A 20,358-nucleotide genomic window follows, 5' to 3' on the forward strand; every position below is an offset into this window, starting at 1 on the left:
AAGGCGGATTTCTACCATGCCTGATTCACTTCCCCGGCCCACCACCGAGCTCTTTCCAGAGGCCCTCAACCTCTCACCCAAGCAGCGCGAGGTCCTCACCGCTGTGCAGCGCCACCCCGAAGGCGCCAAGGCCGGCACCGTAGCCGAGGAACTAGGCATGCACGTCAACACCGCTCGCGGACACATCGATGAACTGGTCAACGCTGGGGCCGTCAATGTAGTATCCGCGCCGAGTAAGGGCCGCGGGCGCCCCTCCCTCATCTTCCAAGCCCGCATTCCAGATAATAAAGCGGTGGCAGAGGAATACATCACCTTGGTGGAAGTGCTGACCACGATGCTGGCGGATAAGGAAGAGCTTGATGACGCCGCCTCGGCCAAGGCCCTCGAGATCGGGCGACGCTGGGCGCGCGCCGCGGGCGCAGATGCCTCCGATGGTGCGCTCGATACGCTCTTTGCCACCCTGCGCGATATGGGCTTTGATCCTGCCACCAAACCCGATTCAACCGACATCGAGCTTCATGCTTGCCCGTTTGTCTCTTCGGGTCTCGAGCCTTCGCCGTTCCTGTGCGCGGTACACGCTGGCTTCCTGCAAGAAACCAGCGATGATGACACCTCGATCACCTTGGTGCCGCGCCAGCACCCCAACGTGTGCCGTCTAAAAATTAAGCCTGCGTAAGCTCCACGCGGACGGGGCCGGCCACGGTGAGGTCGATGACGCGGAGGTTCTGCTCGCGGGCGTCGGCAAGAATTCCCTCCTCAATATCCTCGGTGTGGAGCACCATGACGGTGGGGCCAGCGCCGGATAGGTAGGCCGCATAGCCGCGGTTGCGCAGGCGGTTGACCCACTCCGCGGTCACGGGAAGCACATCCGCGCGGTACGGCTGGTGCAAGCGATCGCGGGTTCCCTCCCACAGGAGATCCGGGTAGTTCTGCAATGCCGCCACCTGGACCGCGGTGCGCGAGACGTTGAACGCCGCATCCGAATGCGTCACGTGCGAGGGCAGGACGCGGCGCACCGCCTGGGTGGAGGCGTGGAAATCAGGCACGAGCGCGGTGGCGCGGATATCTTCGTGCACCTTGATGGACGCGGCGCGGTAGTCCGGCAAAGAATGGCCGTCGACGGGGACATTGGTCCACGACACCACGGCGTCACCCAACACGGAGGCGGCCGCATTATCGGGGTGGCCCTCAAAGGCGGAAGAAAGCTGCACCACTTGCTCTTGGGTCAGCGGGCTTCCCGCCAGCGCATTGCCGGCGGCCACGCCCGCCACCGCGGCGGAGGCGGAAGAGCCCAGGCCGCGCGACTGCGGGATATTATTATGCGAGACCACGCGCAGGCCGGGCACCGTGGCGTCGGCCGCCGAGAGTGCGGAGCGAATCGCCTTGACCACCAAGTGGGAGCCATCGCGCGGAAGGTCTTCTGTGCCCTCGCCGAAAATTTCCACCGTAAGGCCCGAGGCGGTTACCTCTACCTCGACGGTGTCATACAGGCTCAACGCCATGCCCAAGGTGTCATATCCTGGGCCCAGGTTCGCCGTGGAGGCAGGAACGGTCACAATGGCTTTAGTGCCGACTTCAACTTCGATACTCATAGCTATCCAGTCTATGGGGCCCGGGCTAGCTGCCGAGGCGGATTACGGAATGAACGGCCTTGACCTCTTCGAGCTCGCCCAAGGCAGCCACAATGGTGTCCAAGGTGGCCTCCTTCGCGGCATGGGTGACCACGATGAGGCGGGCGGTGTCCGCGCCGTCTTCCTGACGCACGGTGCGCAGGGAAACGCCATTATCGGCAAAGACGGCGGAGATGGCGGCCAGCACACCGGTGCGGTCTTGGACTTCCATATCGATGTGGTAGCGGGTTTCTACCTCACCGAAGTCTGCGATAGGCAGGTTGGCATAGGTATTCTCGCCCGGTGCGCGGCCGCCGTGGACGATATTGCGGGCTGCCCCGACGACGTCGCCAAGCACGGCAGAAGCCGTAGGATTGCCGCCCGCACCATTGCCGTAGAACATCAGGGAACCTGCGGCCTCGGCCTCGACGAAGATGGCATTATAAGACTCGCTCACGGAAGCCAATGGGTGCTCCTTGGGCACCAACGTGGGGTGCACGCGGGCATTGACCGCCTCGGAGCCGTCCTCGCGCTGAAGGCGCTCGCAAATGGCCAGCAGCTTGATGGAATAGCCGGCATCATTAGCGGCGGCGATATCCGCGGCGGTGACCTTGGTAATGCCCTCGCAGTGGACGTCCTCAAACTTCACGCGGGTGTGGAAGCCCAAAGACGCCATGATGGCGGCCTTGGAGGCGGCGTCATGGCCCTCTACATCCGCAGTGGGATCGGCCTCGGCATAGCCCAGGCGGGTAGCCTCCGCCAGCGCTTCATCATAGGATGCGCCCGTGGACTCCATCGCGTCCAAGATGAAGTTGGTGGTGCCATTGACGATGCCGGAGATGCGCTCTACCTGATCGCCGGCCAAGGAGCGCCGCAGCATGCCTACCACCGGAATCGCGGCGGCTACGGCAGCCTCGAAGTAGAGATCTACACCGGCGCGGTCGGCGGCCTCCGCCAGCTCGTCTGCGTGCGCGGCCACCAGGGCCTTATTGGCGGTCACCACCGATTTTCCGGAATTGAGTGCGGCGAGCACCAGCTCGCGTGGGAAGTCGATACCGCCGATAACCTCAACCACGAGGTCGATATCATCGCGGGCGACGAGCGCCTTGGCGTCATCGGTCAAAAGCTCCTTGGGCACACCCGGGCGCAGCTTATTCTTATTGTGGATGGCGATGCCGCGAATCTCGGCTGGACCACCGATGCGGTGAGCAAAGGCATGAGCATTCTCTCCTAGCAGGCGAAAGACCTCAGCACCAACGGTGCCAAAGCCCAGCAGCGCGATACCAACGGTCTCGCCCTCGCCCTTGCCGGAATGCTCGTGTGCCTGAAGCTCGCTAGTCGATGCAGCCATAGTCCGTCTCCATTGTGCGGTTGGGGTAAAGGTTTAGTGCCCGCTAATTGCGGATACAGGACACTATACAGAACAAGCTGTCTACTTTCGCCCTAAATAGAGCCATTAATAGAAAAGTCCCCGTCACAGGGCGTGAATTAAATTCCGCCATGTAACGGGGACTGAAGGATGGAGGTTAATCCACCTCTAAGGAAAGAAGATCCTCGATGGTCTCGCGGCGCAGCATGGGCTTGGTCTGGCCCACGCGCGTGGCGACGACCGCCGGGCGCACCGCACCGTTATAGCGCGAGGACATCATGTACTGGTAGCCGCCAGTCGCCGCAAAGGCGATCAAGTCTCCCGACTGGATATCATTGGGCAGCTCGCCGTCTTCAAGGAGAATATCGCCGGACTCGCAATGGAAGCCCACCACGCGCGAGGGCACCACTTCCCCATCGCTAAAGCGGTTGACCACGCGCACGTCATAGGCCGAACCGTAAAGCGCAGGCCGGATATTATCTGACATTCCACCATCGACGGAGATGTAGCGACGCAGCGGCAGATCCGACTTGCCAGTTTCTACATCCTTAACGGTACCCACGCGGTAGACGGTCACCGCCGAGCCGGCGACCAAGGAGCGACCCGGTTCCACCAAGAGGAAGGGCGCCTCAATGCCCAACTCCTCTGCGGTGTGCTTGACTGCGCCGAGCATATCGCCGGCCACGCGCTCGATATCCAGCGCCTCCTCATAGGGCATGTAGGGAATACCAAAGCCGCCGCCTAGATCGAGCTCTTCCAGCGTCACACCCAGCTCGGTATAAATCTGGCGGTACAGCCCCATGACGCGCTCCGCGGCAAGTTTGAATCCCTCCGCATTAAAAACCTGGGATCCCACGTGGCAGTGCAGGCCGCTCAGGTGCAGGTTGTCCACCTCCAAGCAACGCTTGGCCGCAGCAAAGGCCGCGCCCGTGGCGAGCGAAATACCGAACTTTTGATCCTCATGCGCCGTGGCGATGAATTCGTGCGTATGCGCATCAACGCCCGGCTTGACGCGGATCATCACCGGCTGGACCTTGCCGGCCTCGCCCGCAATGCGATTGAGCTCTTCCAGCTCGAGCTCGTTATCAATGACCACATGGCCCACACCGGCGTCTACGCACAAACGCAGGTATTCCTCGTCCTTATTATTGCCGTGCGTGGTGATGCGCTCGGCCGGGAACTCTGCGGCCAAGGCAATCTTGAGCTCATTGAGCGAGGCCGCGTCCAAGCACAGGCCTTCCTCATTGACCCAGTTCACGATCTTCTTTGAGATGAATGCCTTGGAGGCATAGTGCACGTGCTCGGGTCCACCGAAAGCGCGGGCCATGTCCTGGCAGCGGGACCGGAAGTCATCTTCATCGAAGACATAGAGCGGGGTCTGGAATTCCTCCGCCAAATCCGGCAGCGGAACACCAGCAATGGTTACTACGCCGTCTTCCTCGCGCTTTGCATTGCGCGGCCAGACGTGGGCCGGCAGCTCATTGAAATCCGCCACTTACATCTTCTCCGGGGTGCTCACGCCCACCATGGTCAAGGCATTGGCCAAGACCACGCGGGAGGCTTGTGCCAGCGCGAGGCGGGCACCATGGATAGGAGCTTCATCCTCGCCAGCCTTGGGCAGGACCTGGCAGGAGTCATAGAAGCGGTGGAATACCGCGGCGAGGTCCTCGGCATAGCGGGCGATGCGGTGCGGCTCGCGCAGCTGCGCGGCTTCTTCCACCACGGCTGGGAACTCACCCAGGGTGCGGATGAGGTCGCCCTCGCGATCATGGGTGAGCAAGGAAAGATCCGCGCCTTCCGCATCGACGCCCAGCTCGGCTGCCTTGCGGCCGATAGAGCACAGGCGGGCGTGGCCGTACTGCACGTAGTAGACGGGATTATCGGAAGACTGCGTCTCCCACAGGCCCAAGTCAATATCGATGGTTTGATCCACGGAAGAGCGCACCAGGGAATAGCGCGAAGCATCCACGCCAATGGCGGCGACGAGATCCTCCATGGTGATGACCGTGCCTGCGCGCTTAGACATGCGCACCGGCTTGCCATCACGCATGAGGTTAACCAGCTGGCCGATAAGAACCTCGACGGCATCGGCGTCGTAGCCTAGGGCAGCCGCTGCCGCCTTCAAACGCGGCACATAGCCGTGGTGGTCTGCGCCCAGCATGTAGATATTCAAATCGTGGCCGCGATCAAACTTATCGGCCACGTAGGCAATGTCACCTGCAATATAGGCTGCATTGCCATCGGACTTGACCACCACGCGGTCCTTGGAGTCGCCATAGTCGGTGGACTTGAGCCACCACGCATTCTCGGCCTCGTACATATGGCCTTCGGCCTTGAGCTTTTCCAACGCTGCATCCACAGCACCGGAGTCAAAGAGGGAGTTCTCGTGGAAGTAGACATCAAAGTCCACGCCAAACTCGTGCAGGGACTGCTTAATCTGCGCAAACATCATCTCCACGCCGTCTGCGCGGAAAGCTTCCTGGACCTCTTCTTCGCTGCCCTCTAGCGCGGATGGGTTCTTCTCCACAACAGCCTGGGCGATGTCCTGGATATAGGCTCCACCGTAGCCATCCTCCGGAGTCGGCTCGCCCTTCGCGGCAGCCACCAGGGAACGGGAGAAACGGTCAATCTGGCCGCCATGGTCATTGAAGTAATACTCGCGGGTAACCTCCGCGCCAGAGGCCTCCAGCACGCGGCCCAGGGAATCGCCTACGGCCGCCCAACGGGTGCCGCCAAGGTGGATCGGGCCGGTCGGGTTCGCGGAGACAAACTCTAGGTTGACTTTCTTGCCCGCAAAGGCATCATTATTGCCATACTCCTTGCCTGCGCGGAGAATCTGAGCGACGATTTCTCCCTGGGCGTCGGCAGCGAGGCGAATATTAATGAACCCAGGTCCCGCAATGTCAGCCTCGGCAACGGCATCATTGTCTGCCAAGGCCTCTGCCAACCAGCCGCCTAGCTCGCGCGGATTAGCACCGGCCTTCTTGGCCACCTGCAGCGCCACGTTGGTGGCATAATCGCCGTGCTCAGGGTTGCGCGGACGCTCAACGGTTACCGTTTCTGGCAAGACAGAGGAATCAAGCTCATGGCTTTGCATGACCTTAACGGCAGTTTCTTTAATCAATGTGGCCAAATCAGCTGGTGTCATGTCGCACGATTCTAGTGGACTGAAAAGTCAAGTGTGAAAAGGGCCGCGCCAGAATACTCCCCTTTGCAGCGCAAACGGTGGATAGCAGTTTTCTACAACACTAATATTGCGAAATAATTGCTGGTCAAGCGGGGGACGCATTACGCACATACTACTTAAAGGGAGTAAGGTCGTGCCTACCCCATGTAAAAAATCAACGAGGAGCACCGTATGCGCATTGCGCTATTTTCCACTTGCATTGGTGACGCCCTTTTCCCGGACGTACAAAAGGCAACGGCACTGGTTCTCTCCCGCTTGGGCCACGAAGTGGTCTTCCCGGAGGAACAGACCTGCTGTGGCCAGATGCACATCAATACCGGCTATCAGAAGGAAACCCTGGGAATGATCCGCTCCTATGCGGATGCCTTTGCCGACCCCTCCATTGATTATGTCGTCGCGGCCTCCGGCTCCTGCGTCGGCGCCGTTCGCGAGCAGCACGAGCGCATCGCTGACCGATTTGGCAACTCCGCCGACGTCGACGGTGCACGCAAGACCACTCAGAAGACCCTGGATCTCCCAGAATTCCTAGTGGATATCGCCGGTGTGACCAACGTCGGCGCATTCTTCCCGCACCGCGTAACGTACCACCCCTCCTGCCACGGCCTGCGCTTTTTGAAGCTGGGAGACCGCCCACTGCAGCTTCTCCAGGAAGTAGAAGGAATTGACCTAGTCACACTTCCCAATAAGGAAGAATGCTGTGGCTTCGGCGGTACCTTCGCCATCAAGAATGCAGAGGTATCCCGTGCGATGGTCACCGATAAGACCCGCCACGTCAAGGAAACCGAGGCTGAATACGTCACCGGCGGTGACTCTTCCTGCCTGATGAACATCGGTGGTGCCCTCAGCCGCCAGCGTTCCGGTATTCGCGCCGTTCACATGGCTGAGATCTTGGCTTCCACCAAGGAGCACCCATGGACTCCTACCTCCGCCGCTTACTCCAAGGAGACGATGCTCTAATGACCTCTTTCCTCGATACCACCCCACCGCGCGCGCCGGAAGGCTACGGCAACCTGCGCGGCAGCAAGGCCTTTGTTCCCCTGGCACACGTTGGTCTGAATAACGCCACCCAGCGCCACAACCTGCAACACGCCACCACCTCCATTCGTGAGAAGCGCTCCAACGCTGTGGAGGAGCTGGACGATTGGCAGGAGCTGCGCGCTGCGGGTTCCGCCATCAAGGAAGATGTTGCCGCTCGCATGCCAGAACTGCTCGAGCAGTTCGAAGAGGCAGTCAAGGCTCGCGGCGGCATCGTCCACTGGGCACGCGATGCCAAGGAAGCTAACCAGATCATTGAGGGTCTGATTCGCGCTACCGGCGAGACCGATGTGGTCAAGGTTAAGTCCATGGCCACCCAGGAAATCGGCTTGAATGAACACCTGGAGGCCGCGGGCATCAATGCTCGCGAGACCGACCTGGCCGAGCTCATCGTGCAGCTAGGTGAGGATAAGCCGTCCCACATTCTGGTTCCGGCTATCCACCGCAACCGTGCGGAGATTCGCGATATCTTCGTCAACAAGATGCCGAATACCGATGACACCCTGCAGGCTGAGCCGGCAGAGTTGGCCGAGGCTTCCCGCCAGTTCCTGCGCGAGCAGTTCATGCAGGCCAAGGTTGCCATTTCCGGCGCCAACTTCGGTGTAGCAGAAACCGGCACCATCAACATCGTGGAGTCCGAGGGCAATGGCCGTATGTGCCTAACCCTGCCGGAGACCCTCATTACCGTGATGGGCATTGAAAAACTGGTTCCAACCTTCCAGGATTTGGAGGTCTTCCTCCAGCTGCTGCCACGTTCTTCCACCGCGGAGCGTATGAACCCGTACACCTCCATGTGGTCCGGCGTTACTGAGGGCGATGGCCCGCAGAACTTCCACTTGGTGCTGCTGGATAACGGCCGTACCGCGGCCCTGTCCTCCCCGATTGGCCACCAGGCCCTTAAGTGCATCCGTTGCTCGGCTTGCCTGAATGTTTGCCCGGTCTACGAGCGCGCCGGCGGCCACGCCTACGGCTCCGTCTACCCTGGCCCCATCGGTATTTCCCTGACGCCGCAGCTGACTGGTATGAAGGACCACAACGATCCTTCCGCCAGCCTGCCTTATGCGTGCTCCCTGTGCGGCCGCTGCGACGAGGTGTGCCCGGTGAAGATTCCGCTTTCCGACGTCATTTTGGAAAACCGCCACCAGAAGGTCACCCACGCCACCCCACCAATCGAGCCGAAGCTCTTCAAGACCATTCAGTTGCTGTGGAGCAACCCGAAGCTGTGGAACAAGGCAACCCACATGGTCGCCTTGGGCCGCATCTTGGGTGGCACCAATAAGACCATCGAATCCCTGCCACTGTTTATGTCCGGTTGGTCCGAGGGCCGCGACACCGCGGTTCCGCCAAAGAAGTCCTTCCGCCAGTGGTTCGAGTCCGAAGAAGGCAAGGAACTTCTTGCCGAGGCCCGTGAGGAGTCCAAAAAGTGAACGCAAAGCAGGAAATCCTAAGCCGCATCCGCTCCGCCCAGAAGCAGGCTGGTCTCCCCGACCACGTTGATGCCCCGCGCGACTACCACCACGAGGGCACTCTGAACGCGGACGAACTGCGCGATATGCTCATTGACCGACTCGAGGATTACAAGGCCGAGGTGCACGTCACCGAGGAAGGCGAACTGAAGCAGGCCATCGCCAAGATCCTCAATGACCGCAAGTGCAGCGACATCCGCTACGCCGAGGGCATGGACGCCGCCCTCTTCGAGGGCTTCGACGCCAAGCCGGACGATAAGTCCGTCGATCCGCGCACCCTGAACGAGACCGACGCTGTGGTCACTTATTCCCACGTCACCTCCGCGCAGACCGGCACCATCGTCCTCCAGTCTGACGAGCGTTGCGGCCGTCGCGCACTGACCCTGGTTCCGGACCGCCACCTGTGCATCGTCCACCAGAATGAGATCGTCTACGGCATCCCCGAGGTCATCTCCCGCATGAACCCGGAGAAGCCAGCGACCTGGATCTCCGGCCCGTCCGCTACCTCCGATATCGAGCTCACTCGTGTCGAGGGCGTACACGGCCCGCGTGACCTCATCGTTGTCATCGTTAAGTAGTACTGCGTAGCCCCTCTCCTGCCTCGGCCGGTGAGGGCACCCACCTACTGTGAGTATGATGCCAAAAGCATCAAAAAAGCATAGGCTAGGTCTACCAATTACTTTTATTCTGGAGACCTAACCTATGCTTTCTTTTTCTTCTAAGCTTGCGGCCACACTCGGTGCTGCTGCGGTCGCCATTGGTGTCACTGCGCCGATTGCCACAGCCGCGCCAGCCCCCGCGCCGCAGGACACCAAGCCCGCCATTTCCTGGGAAGACTGCCCAGAGCAGGTAGACATCGACAACGCCGAATGCGGCCGCATCGACGTGCCTACGTATTACGACAACCCTGAAGCCGGCACCATTAGCGTCGGCTTCGTGCGCGTTCCCGCCGCCAACCCAGGCGCCCGCCGTGGCGCGTTGTTTACCAACCCTGGTGGCCCAAGTGGCGATGCCTACGGATGGGCCGGCAATAGCGCTATTCCGTGGCCACAGGCCGTGCGCGATGAGTGGGACACCATCGGTGTGCAACCGCGTGGCCTGCCTGGCTCCACGCCAGTAAAGTGCGATGCCACTGCTACCAGTAATCCGCTCCAAGGCAGCCTCCAGGTAGGAAAGCTCACCCGCGATGCATGCGAAAAGCACACCCCGGGCTATACCAACTCACTGACCACTGCGAATACCCTGCAGGATTGGGAAATGGTGCGCCGTGCTTTGGGTGAAGAAAAGATTGACATCGCCGGCACCTCCTATGGCACCTACCTCGGCTCCGCCTACGCCACCAAGTATCCAGAGCATACCGGCAAGGTACTGCTGGATTCGGGTATGAGCCCCAAGTTGGCGTGGAATGGCATCTTTGCTTCGCAACAGCGAGGCTATGAAAAGGGACTGCACGACCTCTTCGGGTTCATTGCTAAAAATGACGCCAAGTACCACCTCGGCACCACCCCATTGCAGGTCTATGAAAAGTGGTCACAAAAGGTAGCCCGCGAGGCCGGCGTTCGCCCCACGGTCTTACCCCCGAATGCCAAGATTGGTGACCTCCCACCAGGGCTCGAATTTGCCGGACAGCCTGGCGCGGACATCATGACCGCCACCGGCCCGCTGCGGGTGCAGGCGGAGTTCCTCAGCCAGAAGATTCAGCACCCCAATGCCGTGCAAGTGTCCTCCCCGCTTTTGGGCATGACGCGCGTCGTTGTTCCGGTTCCTGCGCAGTGGGATGCCTTTGCCAAGCACTTAAATGGCAGCGAGCCTTTGGATTCCGATCAGTCCGATCCGGAGGCAGTGCGCAAGGAGCAAGAATCCGTGGCTCAGGCGATGAATATGCAAAACCTCATCGTCTGCAATGAAAACACCGTGCCGGGCAATCCGCTGCTGTACCCGAGCTACCTGTGGGCCAATTTCGTCAGCGTTGACCCCTTTACCCTCATCAATTCCCTCTACGGCTCTGGTGCGGGTTGTGGCGGCCGCGCCCCGGTGACGGGACAGGCACCTCTCGACGGCTCTAAGCTCGCCACCAAGCCCCTCCAGATCCAGGCAACGGGCGACCCACAAACGCCGTATCAGTACCACACCAGCCTCTCAAAGCCGATGCAGTCTCGAGTTGTCACCGTCCATGGCCCTGGCCATGCCCACTTCGCATCCAAGAATAAGGTCGTCGATGATATTGGCGTGCACTACCTGCGCACCGGCGAAGTCACTACTGCCGACGCCCCTGGGTTGATTTAGTCCCCCACTAACCCATGCGCTAGAATCACATCGTTGGGAATTCTCCCAGCGATGTCTCCGTAGCTCAGCGGATTAGAGCATCGGTTTCCGGTACCGAAGGTCGCAGGTTCGATCCCTGTCGGGGACACACTCACCGCTGACCACCAGGACTTTCTGGTGGTCAGTGGTTCATTTTTCCTCCGGCCAGCTAGTCTTTCCTGGCTGGACACGAGCCTTCTATTGCCACTCCGGGTTGTCGGTATCCACCCCTTGTGCCTTAGCCGCATGCTCAATTGCGTCTGCCAGCCACTGCGCCAACCCCTCCTGCTGCGCCTCATAGTGGGCACGGAAGCGTTCATCAGCCACATAGCCGCGCGAGATTAAGAAGTGCTTTGCCGGCGTGACGGGAAAGAAGGCACTGAGTGCTGCGCGGTGCTTGTCGACGAGCGCCTGTGCCTCCTCCGACCCAGCAGCCACACCGTCTGCTACGGCCTGGGCCAGCTCCTTTTCCACCTCAGCGACGCCGGTTTGCGCATCGCTCCAGTTCTTCTCCGACCAGCCGGCAGTGCGCTGCTGATACATAGCCCAATCCTCAGTCGATCCGTAGGCCTCCTCGGCTTCTTGTTGATGCGCGGCGAAGTTGGCATCGCCGACAATTTGTCCGATTTCTTCGGTGGTGAGCTTTCGGTTATTCATTGCATCCTCCATCAAGGTGTCAATTGCTGCCAGCATGTCGCTAAGACTGTCTCGCTGCGCGAGCAGGCTTTCTCTTTGCCTCCGCAAATGTTCCAGATCGGAAGCATCGCCATCTAGCAGCTGTTTAATATCGGTCAATTTCATACCGGTAGCGCGGTAGATCAGAATCTTCTGCACGCGGGCGCAGTCTTCCTCGGTGTACAGCCGGTAATTGGACCAGCTGCGCCACGTGGGAGACAGCAAGCCTTGTGCCTCCCAGTGGTGCAAGGTGCGCACCGTAATGCGGAAGAGCGCTGCTACCTCGCCAACGGTATAAAGAACTTCATCGATGTCGTCCATGGCTTCATTGTCGCGCCTAACGCCACGTCAGGGTCAACCCCAGAGAAAATCTGCAGAAACTGTTGCCAGAGTGTTGGGTTTATGCAACACTTGAATGCATGACAGCAAACGACGCCCCTGTTTCAACAACGATCCGCGCCGAACGGTTCCGCAGGCCCGGCCCCACCCGTGGATTAATCGCGGCAATGTATGGCTGCGTGGCCGTATCCGCGATTTTCCTCATCCTCGCATTGGCGATTTCTTCTTACTGGGCACTGTTAGGAATGTCTATCGCAATGGTGCTTTCTTGCATTCCGTGGACCATTCTGCGGGTATCAATTGATTCCAAAGACCGCAAGCCGCTGTCCTCTCTTGATGAGTATGAGGCCCAGGTTCTCGACCAGTGGCGCCGGAAGGCTTTGCAGCTGTCTAACGCGTTTCTTTTTGCCGGCGGTCTTGTCACCCTTCTCGTAGGCAATTGGTTCCTAGGCGGAGGAATTACCGGCACTATTGGCACCAAATATTTGCTTGGAGCTGGCTACTACCTGCTCTTTAGTTACTTCATCTCTGCCACGTTGCCCGCTGTCGGATACGCGCTAACCTTCAACCAGAACTCGGAGGACTAACTCATGCCCACCTTGACCATTGACCACCTCAATAAGTCCTTCGGGGAGACTCAAGCCCTGCGGGATATGACCTTTAGCGTTGGTGACGGCGAAATCTTCGGTTTCGTCGGTTCCAACGGCGCCGGAAAGTCCACCACCATGCGCATTGCGCTTGGTGTGCTGGCCAAAGACTCTGGCGAGGTCTACTTCGATGACGCCCCAATCAATGACGATAACCGCCGCCGCATTGGTTATATGCCAGAAGAGCGCGGGCTCTACGGCAAGGAGCCGCTGCTTAGCCAGCTGGTTTTCCTCGGCACGCTGCACGGCATGGATAAGCCCGCCGCCAAGCGCGCCGGCATTGAACTACTAGAACAGCTGGGGCTGGGCGAGCGCATGGACGATAAGCTCGATGACCTCTCCTTGGGCAACCAGCAGCGAGTACAGCTCGCGGCCTCCCTTATCCATGACCCAGACATGCTGATTCTGGACGAGCCCTTCTCCGGGCTGGACCCGGTGGCGGTCAACGTCATGTCAGACATGCTGCGCGAGCGCGCCAATCGCGGTGTGCCCGTTATTTTCTCCTCGCACCAGTTGGACCTGGTGCAGCGCTTGTGTGACCGCGTGGGCATTGTGACGAAGGGGCATATGGTGGCTGAAGGGGGCGTCGATAAGCTGCGCAGCCAAGGCCCTCCCCGCTTTGAGGTCGCTACCCCAGCGCGCGGCTGGTATCCGGAAGGCACGGAGCTGGTGGCAGAAACTGCCGATGCCGTCGTGCTCGAGGCCGATGAAACCATCGACGACCAGGCAATCCTGCAGGCAGCCCTAGCCGCAGGCCCGGTACATTCCTTCGGACGTAAGATTCCGGATCTCACCGAGCTATTCCAAGACGTCGTCACCAGCAACCAGAACGAGGAGGCCTAAGCCATGCAGTATTCCACAATGAAGACCATCGGGGTCGTAGCCAAGCGTGAGATGGCGGTCGCGCTGAAGTCGAAGATGGTGGTAGGCACCATGCTGCTGCTCATCCTCGGTGCCATTATCGCCCCTATCGCTATCAATTTCTTCAGCGGCGATGACGAACCGGATTCCGTAGCCGTCGTGGGGATGGAAGCGTCTGCTTTTGATGATTCCGGCATCGATGCCACTGCGGCAAATGACCGCGCGGAAGCCCAGCAACTGGTGGAAAATGACGAGGCCGATGCCGCCCTGGTGCCGGCCGAGGATGATGGCTGGGATCTCGTGAGCAAGGGGGATGCCCCAGCATCCGTGTCCACTACCGTCAACCAAATCGTGTCTTCTCAAGCACAAGCAACGGCGCTGAATAAGCTAAATATCGACCCACAGGACCTAGCAGACGCTACCCCATCCACCACGGTCAATCAGGTGAACTTAGAAGAAGAGGACGGCACGGAACAAAAGATGGCCGGCGTAGCCACGGTCCTCATTGGCGCAATGGTGGTCGTCTTTTCCGTCATGACCTTCGCCGGCCTCATTGGCGGCCGCGTCACGGAGGAAAAGTCGTCCCGAGTGGTGGAAATTATCTTGTCTTCCGTGCGTCCGGTGGACTTTTTGGCCGGCAAGATTCTGGGCAATACCATCGTTGGATTCCTAGCCACGCTGCTCATTTTGGGCGGCGGTGCAATCTCGCTTGCTGCGACCGGCCTGGCTAGTGACATCGAGCTGGACTATGGCTTGGTAGCCGTGCTCCTTGTTGGCGAGATTCTAGGCCTGCTCTTCTTTGGCAGCCTCTACGCTGCAGCCGGCTCGATGGTGCAGCGCACCGAGGATCTCCAGTCCACGCAGGCACCTATCCTGTTCCTCGTCTTTGCCACCATGTATGTACCGATGTTCGGCTGGATGCACCTGGACGCCACGTGGATGCAGGTCATGACCTGGTTGCCGCCAGTCTCCATGCTGGTCGCTCCGCTGCAGGTGGCCGGAGGCAACCTCAGCTGGCTAGGCCTTGCCGCAAGCTACCTACTGATGGCCTTGACCACTGCACTTATTATCGTCATGGTTGGCCGCATTTACCGCCGCGCCATTTTGAACAATGGCCGCAAGATGACCTGGCGCCAAGCACTGAGCAAGTAAAAATAATCCGGCTCCCCGCCGATTGTGTGGGAGCCGGATTCTTTTATGTGCCGAAGCTACTGAGTAATGAACTCGTTGGTGATCGGCTGGGTGATGTCCAAGGTGCCGTGCTCGATGTAGTACATACCGAAGAACATGGCTGCCAGCATCACTACGGATAGCAGCATGGAAGGGATCCATTGAAGGAATACGGGAACCCAGCCATTGCCCTTATCGCGAGCTGCCGCTTCGCGCTGTTCCTGAGCCTCACGCTCGTTCATAATGATAAAACCTTTCGATCCACCGAGGATTAACTACGGATATCTTAACAGTTAAGTGCTTACAAGGCCGCATTCCTCGCACTTTTGATTGACACCGAAAATCGGCGATTAAATTCCTGGGTCCTCATCATTGAGCAGCGCCTCTACGAAGGACTCGCGGTCACCAAGCATGCGCTCAATGTCCTTTTCCGCGCCGACGATCCACAGCTCAGTGTCTTGGTCATAGGTGAGAGCGGAATCTGGGTAGGCCTCTAGTGCCTCCTCCATGGCGGCAACCTGGTCCTCGCTAGCTGCGTCGTCCAAGTGCACCTCTGGATCGCCGATGCGCGGGCTAAGCTCCTCCAACGCGGTGATCCCGTAGGTCTTATATTGCTTCTTCGGGTGCTCAAAGAGCTCTTGTCCCATCATGGAGCTTAATCCTTTCCGTGTAGTAGCGAATCGGGCACGTACCCCTCATAGCCCGGGATGTTTTTGACCTGAAGAACTCCGGTGAAAAAGCGCCGCAGCGCCGGTACGTCCTCGGGTTGCAGATGGTCAAAGACCATACGGCGCACGGATTCCACGTGCTCCGGAGCGGCACGCCGCAGGTGTTCTAGGCCAACGTGGGTCACGCACACGTTGATGCCGCGAGCATCTTCCTCGTCCGGTTCTTTAGTGAGCAGGCCGCGCTTTTCCATCCTGGTTACTTGGTGGGAGGCGCGGGAGCGATCCCACTCCAACTGCGTGCATAGCTCGTGCAGGCGCAGGCGTTGTTCCGGTGCCTCGGACAGGGCTACGAGCACGGCGAACTCGGAGGCAGATACCTCACCGCCGGCCTTAAGCGTCTCATCCATTCCCCTATCGATCTTGCGCACGGCGCCAAGGAGCAGGCGCCATAGCTCCTGCTCTTCGTCGTTTAACCAGCGAGTTTGATAAGGCATGGGACCTAGATTACCCCTTTGAGGGAAGCTATGCCGCGCTCATCGCGTCCCGGCACCCGGGAGTAGCGCTCTGGCATGCAGGTAAAGACCAATACCTGATTATCCCGGCCGACATGGGAAAAGAGCGTAGCCATAAGTTGCAGACGGTGCGCGTCAGTAGAGCCCAGCGCATCATCGACGATGACCGGCACCGACTCCGCCCCCACTAATTGCGCAATGGCAAAGCGGGTAAGGATGGCCAGTTGCTCGCGGGCACCACCAGAAAGGCTAGCCAGACTTACCGTCTCATCGTCCTGGGTGCGGGTGGTCACGCGGAGGTCGTCATCCAGCTCAAAGGTGATTTCGCCACCATAAACGGTGCGCGCCAACTGTGAGAGCGCGGCCACGAAGGGCGCGGCATAGCGCTGGCGGGCGGCATCGCGATGCTTGAGCAAAAGTTCGCGCAGGTAGCGGGCGGCTTGCGCACGCTTGTCCACACTCTCGTACACGGCCCGGGCCATCTCCACCCCCGCGGTGGCCTGTTGGGCGCGCTCGGCGGCACCGGAATGGAAATTCACCTCGCTAGAAAGCCGGCCAAGATCCACCTCGCAGCGTTGGATGCGTTCGGTGAGGTAATCCAGGTGGGATTGCGCGCCTTCTACCAAGGAGTTGGCGGTATTGAGGTCAACAGCTTCCATTTGTTCGAGCTGCCCGCGCAGGTCTCCCACGACGCCTTCTAGGCGGGTGACCTCGGCGCCCAGGTCCTCGTCGGCGGCGCGTTCGCGTGCGGAGGAAAGGTCTCGAGTCACGCGCTGCGCGTTTTCCCGGGCCGCAGCATGTTCGGCATCCAGGCGAACTACCTCATGAGCTAGGCGGCTTTCGCGGTACGGCAGGAGCTCGCGGTCGAGCGCATCGACCTTTTCGCTGGCTGCTTCCTCCGCGGCTTCGGCGGCGGCGAGGTCTATCTCTTTCGCGTCTGCAAGGTCCGCGGCTTTCTCAGCCAGTGCGGCATGCTGGGCACGCAGCTCGCCCAAATCATCCGGTCCCAGTTCCGCGGCAAGGGCACGGGTGGCGGCATCGAGGGCGTCGTTCTGTGCACGGTGCACCTCATGGGCTTCCTCGGCCGCGGCCACTGATTCTACGCCGAGGGTATCGAGCAGCTCGTGCAGCCGGGTGCGGGCTTGTTCCACATCGCGCTGGGTGTCCTCCGCGGAATAGGAACCGGCCGAGAAGCGGGCGGTGATATCGCCGATGGTGATTACTCGGGAATCGACAAGCTCGACGGCGGTATCCTCCCCCACCTCGATGTCCTCGCCATCGACTCGGATGGTGGAGCCGGCAGGTCCGGAAAAATGCACCTTGGCGGCGGCAGCCTCGTGCAGGCGCTCTGCCACCGACAACGCCGAGTCCGCTTTATGCAGGCCGGTGATATCGGCCGCGGTGACCTCGCGGCCGCGCTGAGCGATGGCCGCACGTGCCTGGTCTACCTCGGCGGCTAGGCCGTCAAGCGAATCCAGCCGGGCGCTGAGCTGTTCAAACTTCTGCTTATCCTGTAGGCGACGTGCCTGCTTCAAAGTGCTGCGGGCCGCGGCATAGTCCTCCTTGGCCTCCGCTAGTTGCTTCTCCAGCGATTCTTTGGACGCGGCTTCTTCTTTCGCCTTGTCTTGGGCGGCGGTCAGCTTATTCTGGGCGGCCTCGGTGGCCGCGGCAGCTTCCTCGGCCGCGGTGACGAGCCCGGCGCGCTCGGAAACGGCGGCTTGCACACGGGCAAGATCCTCTGAAGCACGGGCGAGGGTGGCCTTATGGGAGTCCAGGGTGGCCTGCGCGGTAGCGGCTTCTTCGGCCTGTGCCTGTTTTTCGGTGAGATCAGCGCGGGCGGCGGGGAGCTCTGCTTCAGCGGCGACTTGGTCGCGCTCGAGTTGCTCGTAACGCTCGACCACGGAATCGAGCTCGCGCAGAACCCGGGTAGCTTCTGTGTATTCCTCTTCGGCGCGGGCTAGGGCTGCGGCGGATTCCTTGTACTCGCCTGCTGGATTACCCTTCGCCGCGGTGAAGTAGCGCTGATATTCCTTATCCACTCGGGCCAACAACGCGGAGTCATCGCCGGAGACTTCTTCCTCAGCCAGGCCGGATTCGCGCTCTAGCGCCCGGGTTAGGCTGGGTATGCCGACGGCAGAAATGGCCTCGCCGGTGTCGTCTTGGCGCATAAAGAGGGCGTCGACAAGCGAGCGATCCAAATGCTCAGAGAGGATGCGCTCCAGCTCATCATCGGCTTGGCTGCCGGTAAATTGCGCCGGCCGGGGTGCGGTGATAGTCAGCTCGCAGGACTTTTTGGACAGCCAACGCTTGGCAATGCGGAAGCGGTACTCGCCTACGCTTAGCTCGGCCGTAACTTCCGGGGCAACGTCCTTGCCCACCGGCTGCAGGGAGCGAATTCGCTTGGAGCGGCCGCTGTGCTTTTCGGTGAGCACCACGTCGAGTGCCTCCACGATGGTGGACTTGCCGGCCTCGTTCTCGCCATGGATGACCACGACGCCGGTCTCGGGCAGCTCATCGAGGACCAAGTGCTCAATGCCGCGGACGTTGGTGAGTTCTAGGCGGTGTATGCGCATTAGGACTGTCCCTCCAGGCGGAATAGCAGGTTGGCGGCGTCGCGGGCGACGGGATCCTCGCGGTTATCCAACAGTTCATGCAGCGCCTCAGCCGCGTAGCCGGAGATATCGAGGCTGGCTAGTTCTTCCTCGTTGGGCTCCAAGTAGAGATCCATAGTGCGCTCGCGCGGGCGCAGGGAGGCAAATACGGCTTCGTACTCATCCAGGCCACGCTGCAGACGGGCGTGGGCCTCGACTCCGAGCGTGCCGCGCAGACTATATTTCACGGCTGTGCGCACCTTATCGGGGTACTCGCCTAGGCGCGCGAGGAAGCGTTCCACGTCTTCGGCGGAATCCACGGCGGCATCAATGGTTTCAAAGGTCCAGCGGCCAATACGGCGCTTGTCGACGTCCACCTTATCCCCCACGCGCACCACCAACGCATTGCCGGAATCGGCCTCGCCACCGCCGGTGCTCGTTTCCTTATAGTCCGTGGTTTCCGGACTGCCGGAAAACCACACCCGGCCGGTGGCGCCGAGGCTGGCGGTGGAGTGGGTATCTCCCAGCGCCAGGTAGTCGATCACCCCTCGGTCCAGGCAGCCCTCGACAAAGGCAAGGTCGATGGTATCGGCGTCATCCTCGCCGGAGCGGGAATCCACCTGGCCGTGGCCGACGGCGATGCGAATGCCCGCGGCCGGCTCCAACGCTTCGAGCGCTTGGCGGACCAAGTCGTGGTTCGCGCGCTTGGACAGGTACGGCGCGCCGACCAGCTCCACGCCGGGTGCGACCTCGATGGGCTCCGAGTCTGCGATGACGTGGACATTCTCCGCGCTGGTCTTATAAAAGACCGAATCCGCCACCAGCGGGTCGTGATTTCCCGGCAGGACATAGACCGGCACCGGCAGGCGCTTAAACATCTCCGTGGCGCGGGCAAGGATGTCGCGCGAGAGGGCATTGTGCTCAAAGACGTCGCCGGCCACGACGATGAACTCCGCGCCGGTCTCCTCGGCCAGCTCGCCTAGCCGCACGATGGCGGCCTCGCGGTCATCGTTAAAACGGCCTTGTGCTTCCCCCTTCAGAAACCACCGGGTCATGCCCAGCTGAAAATCGGAGGTATGGATAAACGTGGTAGCAGTCATTAGTGCGAGAGGTGGTAGTAGAGGTCTTCAATATCGGATACCGCGCGCAAGAGATCCAGGTTGGTATGCGAGACCGAGCGCATGGCCTTGCGCAGCAGGTCCGGATCGGAGTCATCGATGGCCGGGGCGACCTTGGGCTGCGGCAGCTTCGGCAGCTCGCGGCCGTTCCAGAAAATGTCATTCTTTTCTTCCTCGGACAGATCGCTCGGGGTGAAGCTTTCGCGGCTGACCGCCTTGGCCTGCTCTAAGACCATACGTTCCAGCCGGGCAAAGTCCAGCCCGCGCATATTAAAGATGACGGCCGGGTCCGCATCGGCGCGAGTGGCGAGCTTATCGCCCACCGCCACGATGTGCTTGCATACGTACTCGCCGTCGGGGCAGTCACAGGTCAGGCGCAAGTCTTCGGCCTCGTGGGCGAAGAGGGTGTCTAGGGCGGCGTCGGAAAGCATGCCCTTGCGCGCATTGGCCACGGAATTGGGGGTGCGGGCGAACTCGGTGGCTAGCTGGGCAATATCGTCGTTATTGCGGTACGGCAGCTGGATGAGCACCGCAAAGGGCTCGTTCTGGGAGCCGGCCACGCGGCCATGGATGGCGCCATTGCGCACCTCGAGGCCTACGACGTGGCCGCCCTCGGCATACTGACGGCCGCGAGTAATTCGGCCGCGATCCGCGCCATGCGAGGTAAAGGCCGCAATCCGCGCAGCCGTGGTGGACAGTATGCGCCCGCTGCGATCAACGTGATTGACCTCGGCCGGGGTGCTTACTCGTTTTCGGGTACCAAAATTGGCATAGATGACGTTGTCGTCGCCTTTAACAGCCATGGA

Annotated in this window: 19 protein-coding genes and 1 tRNA gene; 9 read left to right on the forward strand and 11 right to left on the reverse strand. The window is 60.6% G+C overall.

Annotated features, from left to right (window positions below; translation table 11 throughout):
- The first annotated feature begins 16 nt into the window (after positions 1-16).
- Entirely contained in the window at positions 17-676 is a 660-nt protein-coding gene (locus QP915_RS00790) for a helix-turn-helix transcriptional regulator (protein WP_284767486.1), read from the forward strand.
- Here QP915_RS00790 and thrB read toward each other — a convergent pair.
- The 4 genes from thrB to argS form a co-directional block, all read right to left on the reverse strand.
- Entirely contained in the window at positions 663-1,592 is a 930-nt protein-coding gene (gene thrB, locus QP915_RS00795; RefSeq protein ID WP_284766294.1) for a homoserine kinase, read from the reverse strand. The genes QP915_RS00790 and thrB overlap by 14 nt on opposite strands.
- A 25-nt stretch (positions 1,593-1,617) precedes the next feature.
- Positions 1,618-2,961, reverse strand: coding sequence for a homoserine dehydrogenase (locus QP915_RS00800; protein WP_284767487.1), 1,344 nt, complete (start codon positions 2,959-2,961; stop codon positions 1,618-1,620).
- A 175-nt stretch (positions 2,962-3,136) separates the two neighbouring features.
- Positions 3,137-4,474, reverse strand: a complete 1,338-nt coding sequence (gene lysA, locus QP915_RS00805) for a diaminopimelate decarboxylase (RefSeq protein ID WP_284767489.1) — start codon at positions 4,472-4,474, stop codon at positions 3,137-3,139.
- Positions 4,475-6,127, reverse strand: coding sequence for an arginine--tRNA ligase (gene argS, locus QP915_RS00810; protein WP_284767490.1), 1,653 nt, complete (start codon positions 6,125-6,127; stop codon positions 4,475-4,477).
- Between the two features lie 210 nt (positions 6,128-6,337).
- On the opposite strand from argS, the gene QP915_RS00815 reads away from it, so the two are divergent.
- From QP915_RS00815 to QP915_RS00835, 5 genes are all read left to right on the forward strand, one after another.
- Positions 6,338-7,123, forward strand: coding sequence for a (Fe-S)-binding protein (locus QP915_RS00815; RefSeq protein WP_198493254.1), 786 nt, complete (start codon positions 6,338-6,340; stop codon positions 7,121-7,123).
- On the forward strand, positions 7,123-8,628 hold the full coding sequence (locus tag QP915_RS00820) for a lactate utilization protein B (protein ID WP_239278031.1): 1,506 nt from the start codon (positions 7,123-7,125) through the stop codon (positions 8,626-8,628). Before QP915_RS00815 ends, QP915_RS00820 begins: the two co-directional genes overlap by 1 nt.
- Entirely contained in the window at positions 8,625-9,245 is a 621-nt protein-coding gene (locus QP915_RS00825; RefSeq protein WP_198492877.1) for a LutC/YkgG family protein, read from the forward strand. Before QP915_RS00820 ends, QP915_RS00825 begins: the two co-directional genes overlap by 4 nt.
- A gap of 124 nt (positions 9,246-9,369) precedes the next feature.
- Complete coding sequence (locus tag QP915_RS00830) at positions 9,370-10,953, forward strand: alpha/beta fold hydrolase (RefSeq protein WP_284767492.1); 1,584 nt, start codon at positions 9,370-9,372, stop codon at positions 10,951-10,953.
- A gap of 53 nt (positions 10,954-11,006) precedes the next feature.
- Positions 11,007-11,080: transfer RNA gene (locus QP915_RS00835), tRNA-Arg, on the forward strand.
- Positions 11,081-11,169: 89 nt separating this feature from the next.
- Here QP915_RS00835 and QP915_RS00840 read toward each other — a convergent pair.
- Entirely contained in the window at positions 11,170-11,967 is a 798-nt protein-coding gene (locus QP915_RS00840; protein ID WP_284767493.1) for a MerR family transcriptional regulator, read from the reverse strand.
- A 98-nt stretch (positions 11,968-12,065) separates the two neighbouring features.
- Between QP915_RS00840 and QP915_RS00845 the strand changes: the two genes are divergently transcribed.
- Genes QP915_RS00845 through QP915_RS00855 form a run of 3 tightly spaced genes read left to right on the forward strand, consistent with a single transcriptional unit; the run spans position 12,066 to position 14,645 of the window.
- On the forward strand, positions 12,066-12,572 hold the full coding sequence (locus tag QP915_RS00845) for a hypothetical protein (RefSeq protein WP_284767494.1): 507 nt from the start codon (positions 12,066-12,068) through the stop codon (positions 12,570-12,572).
- 3 nt (positions 12,573-12,575) lie between these two features.
- Complete coding sequence (locus tag QP915_RS00850) at positions 12,576-13,475, forward strand: ABC transporter ATP-binding protein (protein WP_284767495.1); 900 nt, start codon at positions 12,576-12,578, stop codon at positions 13,473-13,475.
- A 3-nt stretch (positions 13,476-13,478) separates the two neighbouring features.
- Entirely contained in the window at positions 13,479-14,645 is a 1,167-nt protein-coding gene (locus QP915_RS00855; RefSeq protein WP_284766302.1) for an ABC transporter permease, read from the forward strand.
- Positions 14,646-14,701: 56 nt separating this feature from the next.
- Here QP915_RS00855 and QP915_RS00860 read toward each other — a convergent pair whose 3' ends face one another.
- The 6 genes from QP915_RS00860 to QP915_RS00885 all read right to left on the reverse strand — a co-directional run bounded on the left by QP915_RS00860 (position 14,702) and on the right by QP915_RS00885 (position 20,355).
- Positions 14,702-14,905 (reverse strand): hypothetical protein, encoded by a 204-nt coding sequence (locus QP915_RS00860; protein WP_284766303.1) that lies wholly within the window; start codon positions 14,903-14,905, stop codon positions 14,702-14,704.
- Between the two features lie 108 nt (positions 14,906-15,013).
- Positions 15,014-15,313 (reverse strand): molecular chaperone GrpE, encoded by a 300-nt coding sequence (locus QP915_RS00865; RefSeq protein WP_179386355.1) that lies wholly within the window; start codon positions 15,311-15,313, stop codon positions 15,014-15,016.
- A gap of 5 nt (positions 15,314-15,318) precedes the next feature.
- Positions 15,319-15,825: a MarR family winged helix-turn-helix transcriptional regulator gene (locus tag QP915_RS00870; protein ID WP_284767496.1), complete on the reverse strand. Its 507-nt coding sequence runs from the start codon at positions 15,823-15,825 to the stop codon at positions 15,319-15,321.
- 5 nt (positions 15,826-15,830) lie between these two features.
- The gene (locus QP915_RS00875) at positions 15,831-18,416 is read right to left on the reverse strand and encodes an AAA family ATPase (protein WP_284767497.1); all 2,586 of its coding nucleotides are present in this window, start codon (positions 18,414-18,416) and stop codon (positions 15,831-15,833) included.
- Positions 18,416-19,534 (reverse strand): metallophosphoesterase family protein, encoded by a 1,119-nt coding sequence (locus QP915_RS00880; protein WP_284767499.1) that lies wholly within the window; start codon positions 19,532-19,534, stop codon positions 18,416-18,418. The genes QP915_RS00875 and QP915_RS00880 overlap by 1 nt, the downstream gene beginning before the upstream one ends.
- Entirely contained in the window at positions 19,534-20,355 is an 822-nt protein-coding gene (locus QP915_RS00885; protein WP_284767501.1) for an SWIM zinc finger family protein, read from the reverse strand. The genes QP915_RS00880 and QP915_RS00885 overlap by 1 nt, the downstream gene beginning before the upstream one ends.
- Positions 20,356-20,358 lie beyond the last annotated feature (3 nt).

The organism is Corynebacterium sp. MSK158 (assembly GCF_030229085.1).
Classification (GTDB): domain Bacteria; phylum Actinomycetota; class Actinomycetes; order Mycobacteriales; family Mycobacteriaceae; genus Corynebacterium.

Excerpts from the sequence above, each read along its gene's own strand:
- QP915_RS00790 (WP_284767486.1), top strand. The coding sequence starts at position 17 with ATGCCTGATTCACTTCCCCGGCCCACCACCGAGCTCTTTCCAGAGGCC.
- thrB (WP_284766294.1), bottom strand. The coding sequence starts at position 1,592 with ATGAGTATCGAAGTTGAAGTCGGCACTAAAGCCATTGTGACCGTTCCT.
- QP915_RS00800 (WP_284767487.1), bottom strand. The coding sequence starts at position 2,961 with ATGGCTGCATCGACTAGCGAGCTTCAGGCACACGAGCATTCCGGCAAG.
- argS (WP_284767490.1), bottom strand. The coding sequence starts at position 6,127 with ATGACACCAGCTGATTTGGCCACATTGATTAAAGAAACTGCCGTTAAG.
- QP915_RS00815 (WP_198493254.1), top strand. The coding sequence starts at position 6,338 with ATGCGCATTGCGCTATTTTCCACTTGCATTGGTGACGCCCTTTTCCCG.
- QP915_RS00820 (WP_239278031.1), top strand. The coding sequence starts at position 7,123 with ATGACCTCTTTCCTCGATACCACCCCACCGCGCGCGCCGGAAGGCTAC.
- QP915_RS00830 (WP_284767492.1), top strand. The coding sequence starts at position 9,370 with ATGCTTTCTTTTTCTTCTAAGCTTGCGGCCACACTCGGTGCTGCTGCG.
- QP915_RS00840 (WP_284767493.1), bottom strand. The coding sequence starts at position 11,967 with ATGGACGACATCGATGAAGTTCTTTATACCGTTGGCGAGGTAGCAGCG.
- QP915_RS00845 (WP_284767494.1), top strand. The coding sequence starts at position 12,066 with ATGACAGCAAACGACGCCCCTGTTTCAACAACGATCCGCGCCGAACGG.
- QP915_RS00850 (WP_284767495.1), top strand. The coding sequence starts at position 12,576 with ATGCCCACCTTGACCATTGACCACCTCAATAAGTCCTTCGGGGAGACT.
- QP915_RS00855 (WP_284766302.1), top strand. The coding sequence starts at position 13,479 with ATGCAGTATTCCACAATGAAGACCATCGGGGTCGTAGCCAAGCGTGAG.
- QP915_RS00860 (WP_284766303.1), bottom strand. The coding sequence starts at position 14,905 with ATGAACGAGCGTGAGGCTCAGGAACAGCGCGAAGCGGCAGCTCGCGAT.
- QP915_RS00865 (WP_179386355.1), bottom strand. The coding sequence starts at position 15,313 with ATGATGGGACAAGAGCTCTTTGAGCACCCGAAGAAGCAATATAAGACC.
- QP915_RS00870 (WP_284767496.1), bottom strand. The coding sequence starts at position 15,825 with ATGCCTTATCAAACTCGCTGGTTAAACGACGAAGAGCAGGAGCTATGG.
- QP915_RS00875 (WP_284767497.1), bottom strand. The coding sequence starts at position 18,416 with ATGCGCATACACCGCCTAGAACTCACCAACGTCCGCGGCATTGAGCAC.
- QP915_RS00880 (WP_284767499.1), bottom strand. The coding sequence starts at position 19,534 with ATGACTGCTACCACGTTTATCCATACCTCCGATTTTCAGCTGGGCATG.
- QP915_RS00885 (WP_284767501.1), bottom strand. The coding sequence starts at position 20,355 with ATGGCTGTTAAAGGCGACGACAACGTCATCTATGCCAATTTTGGTACC.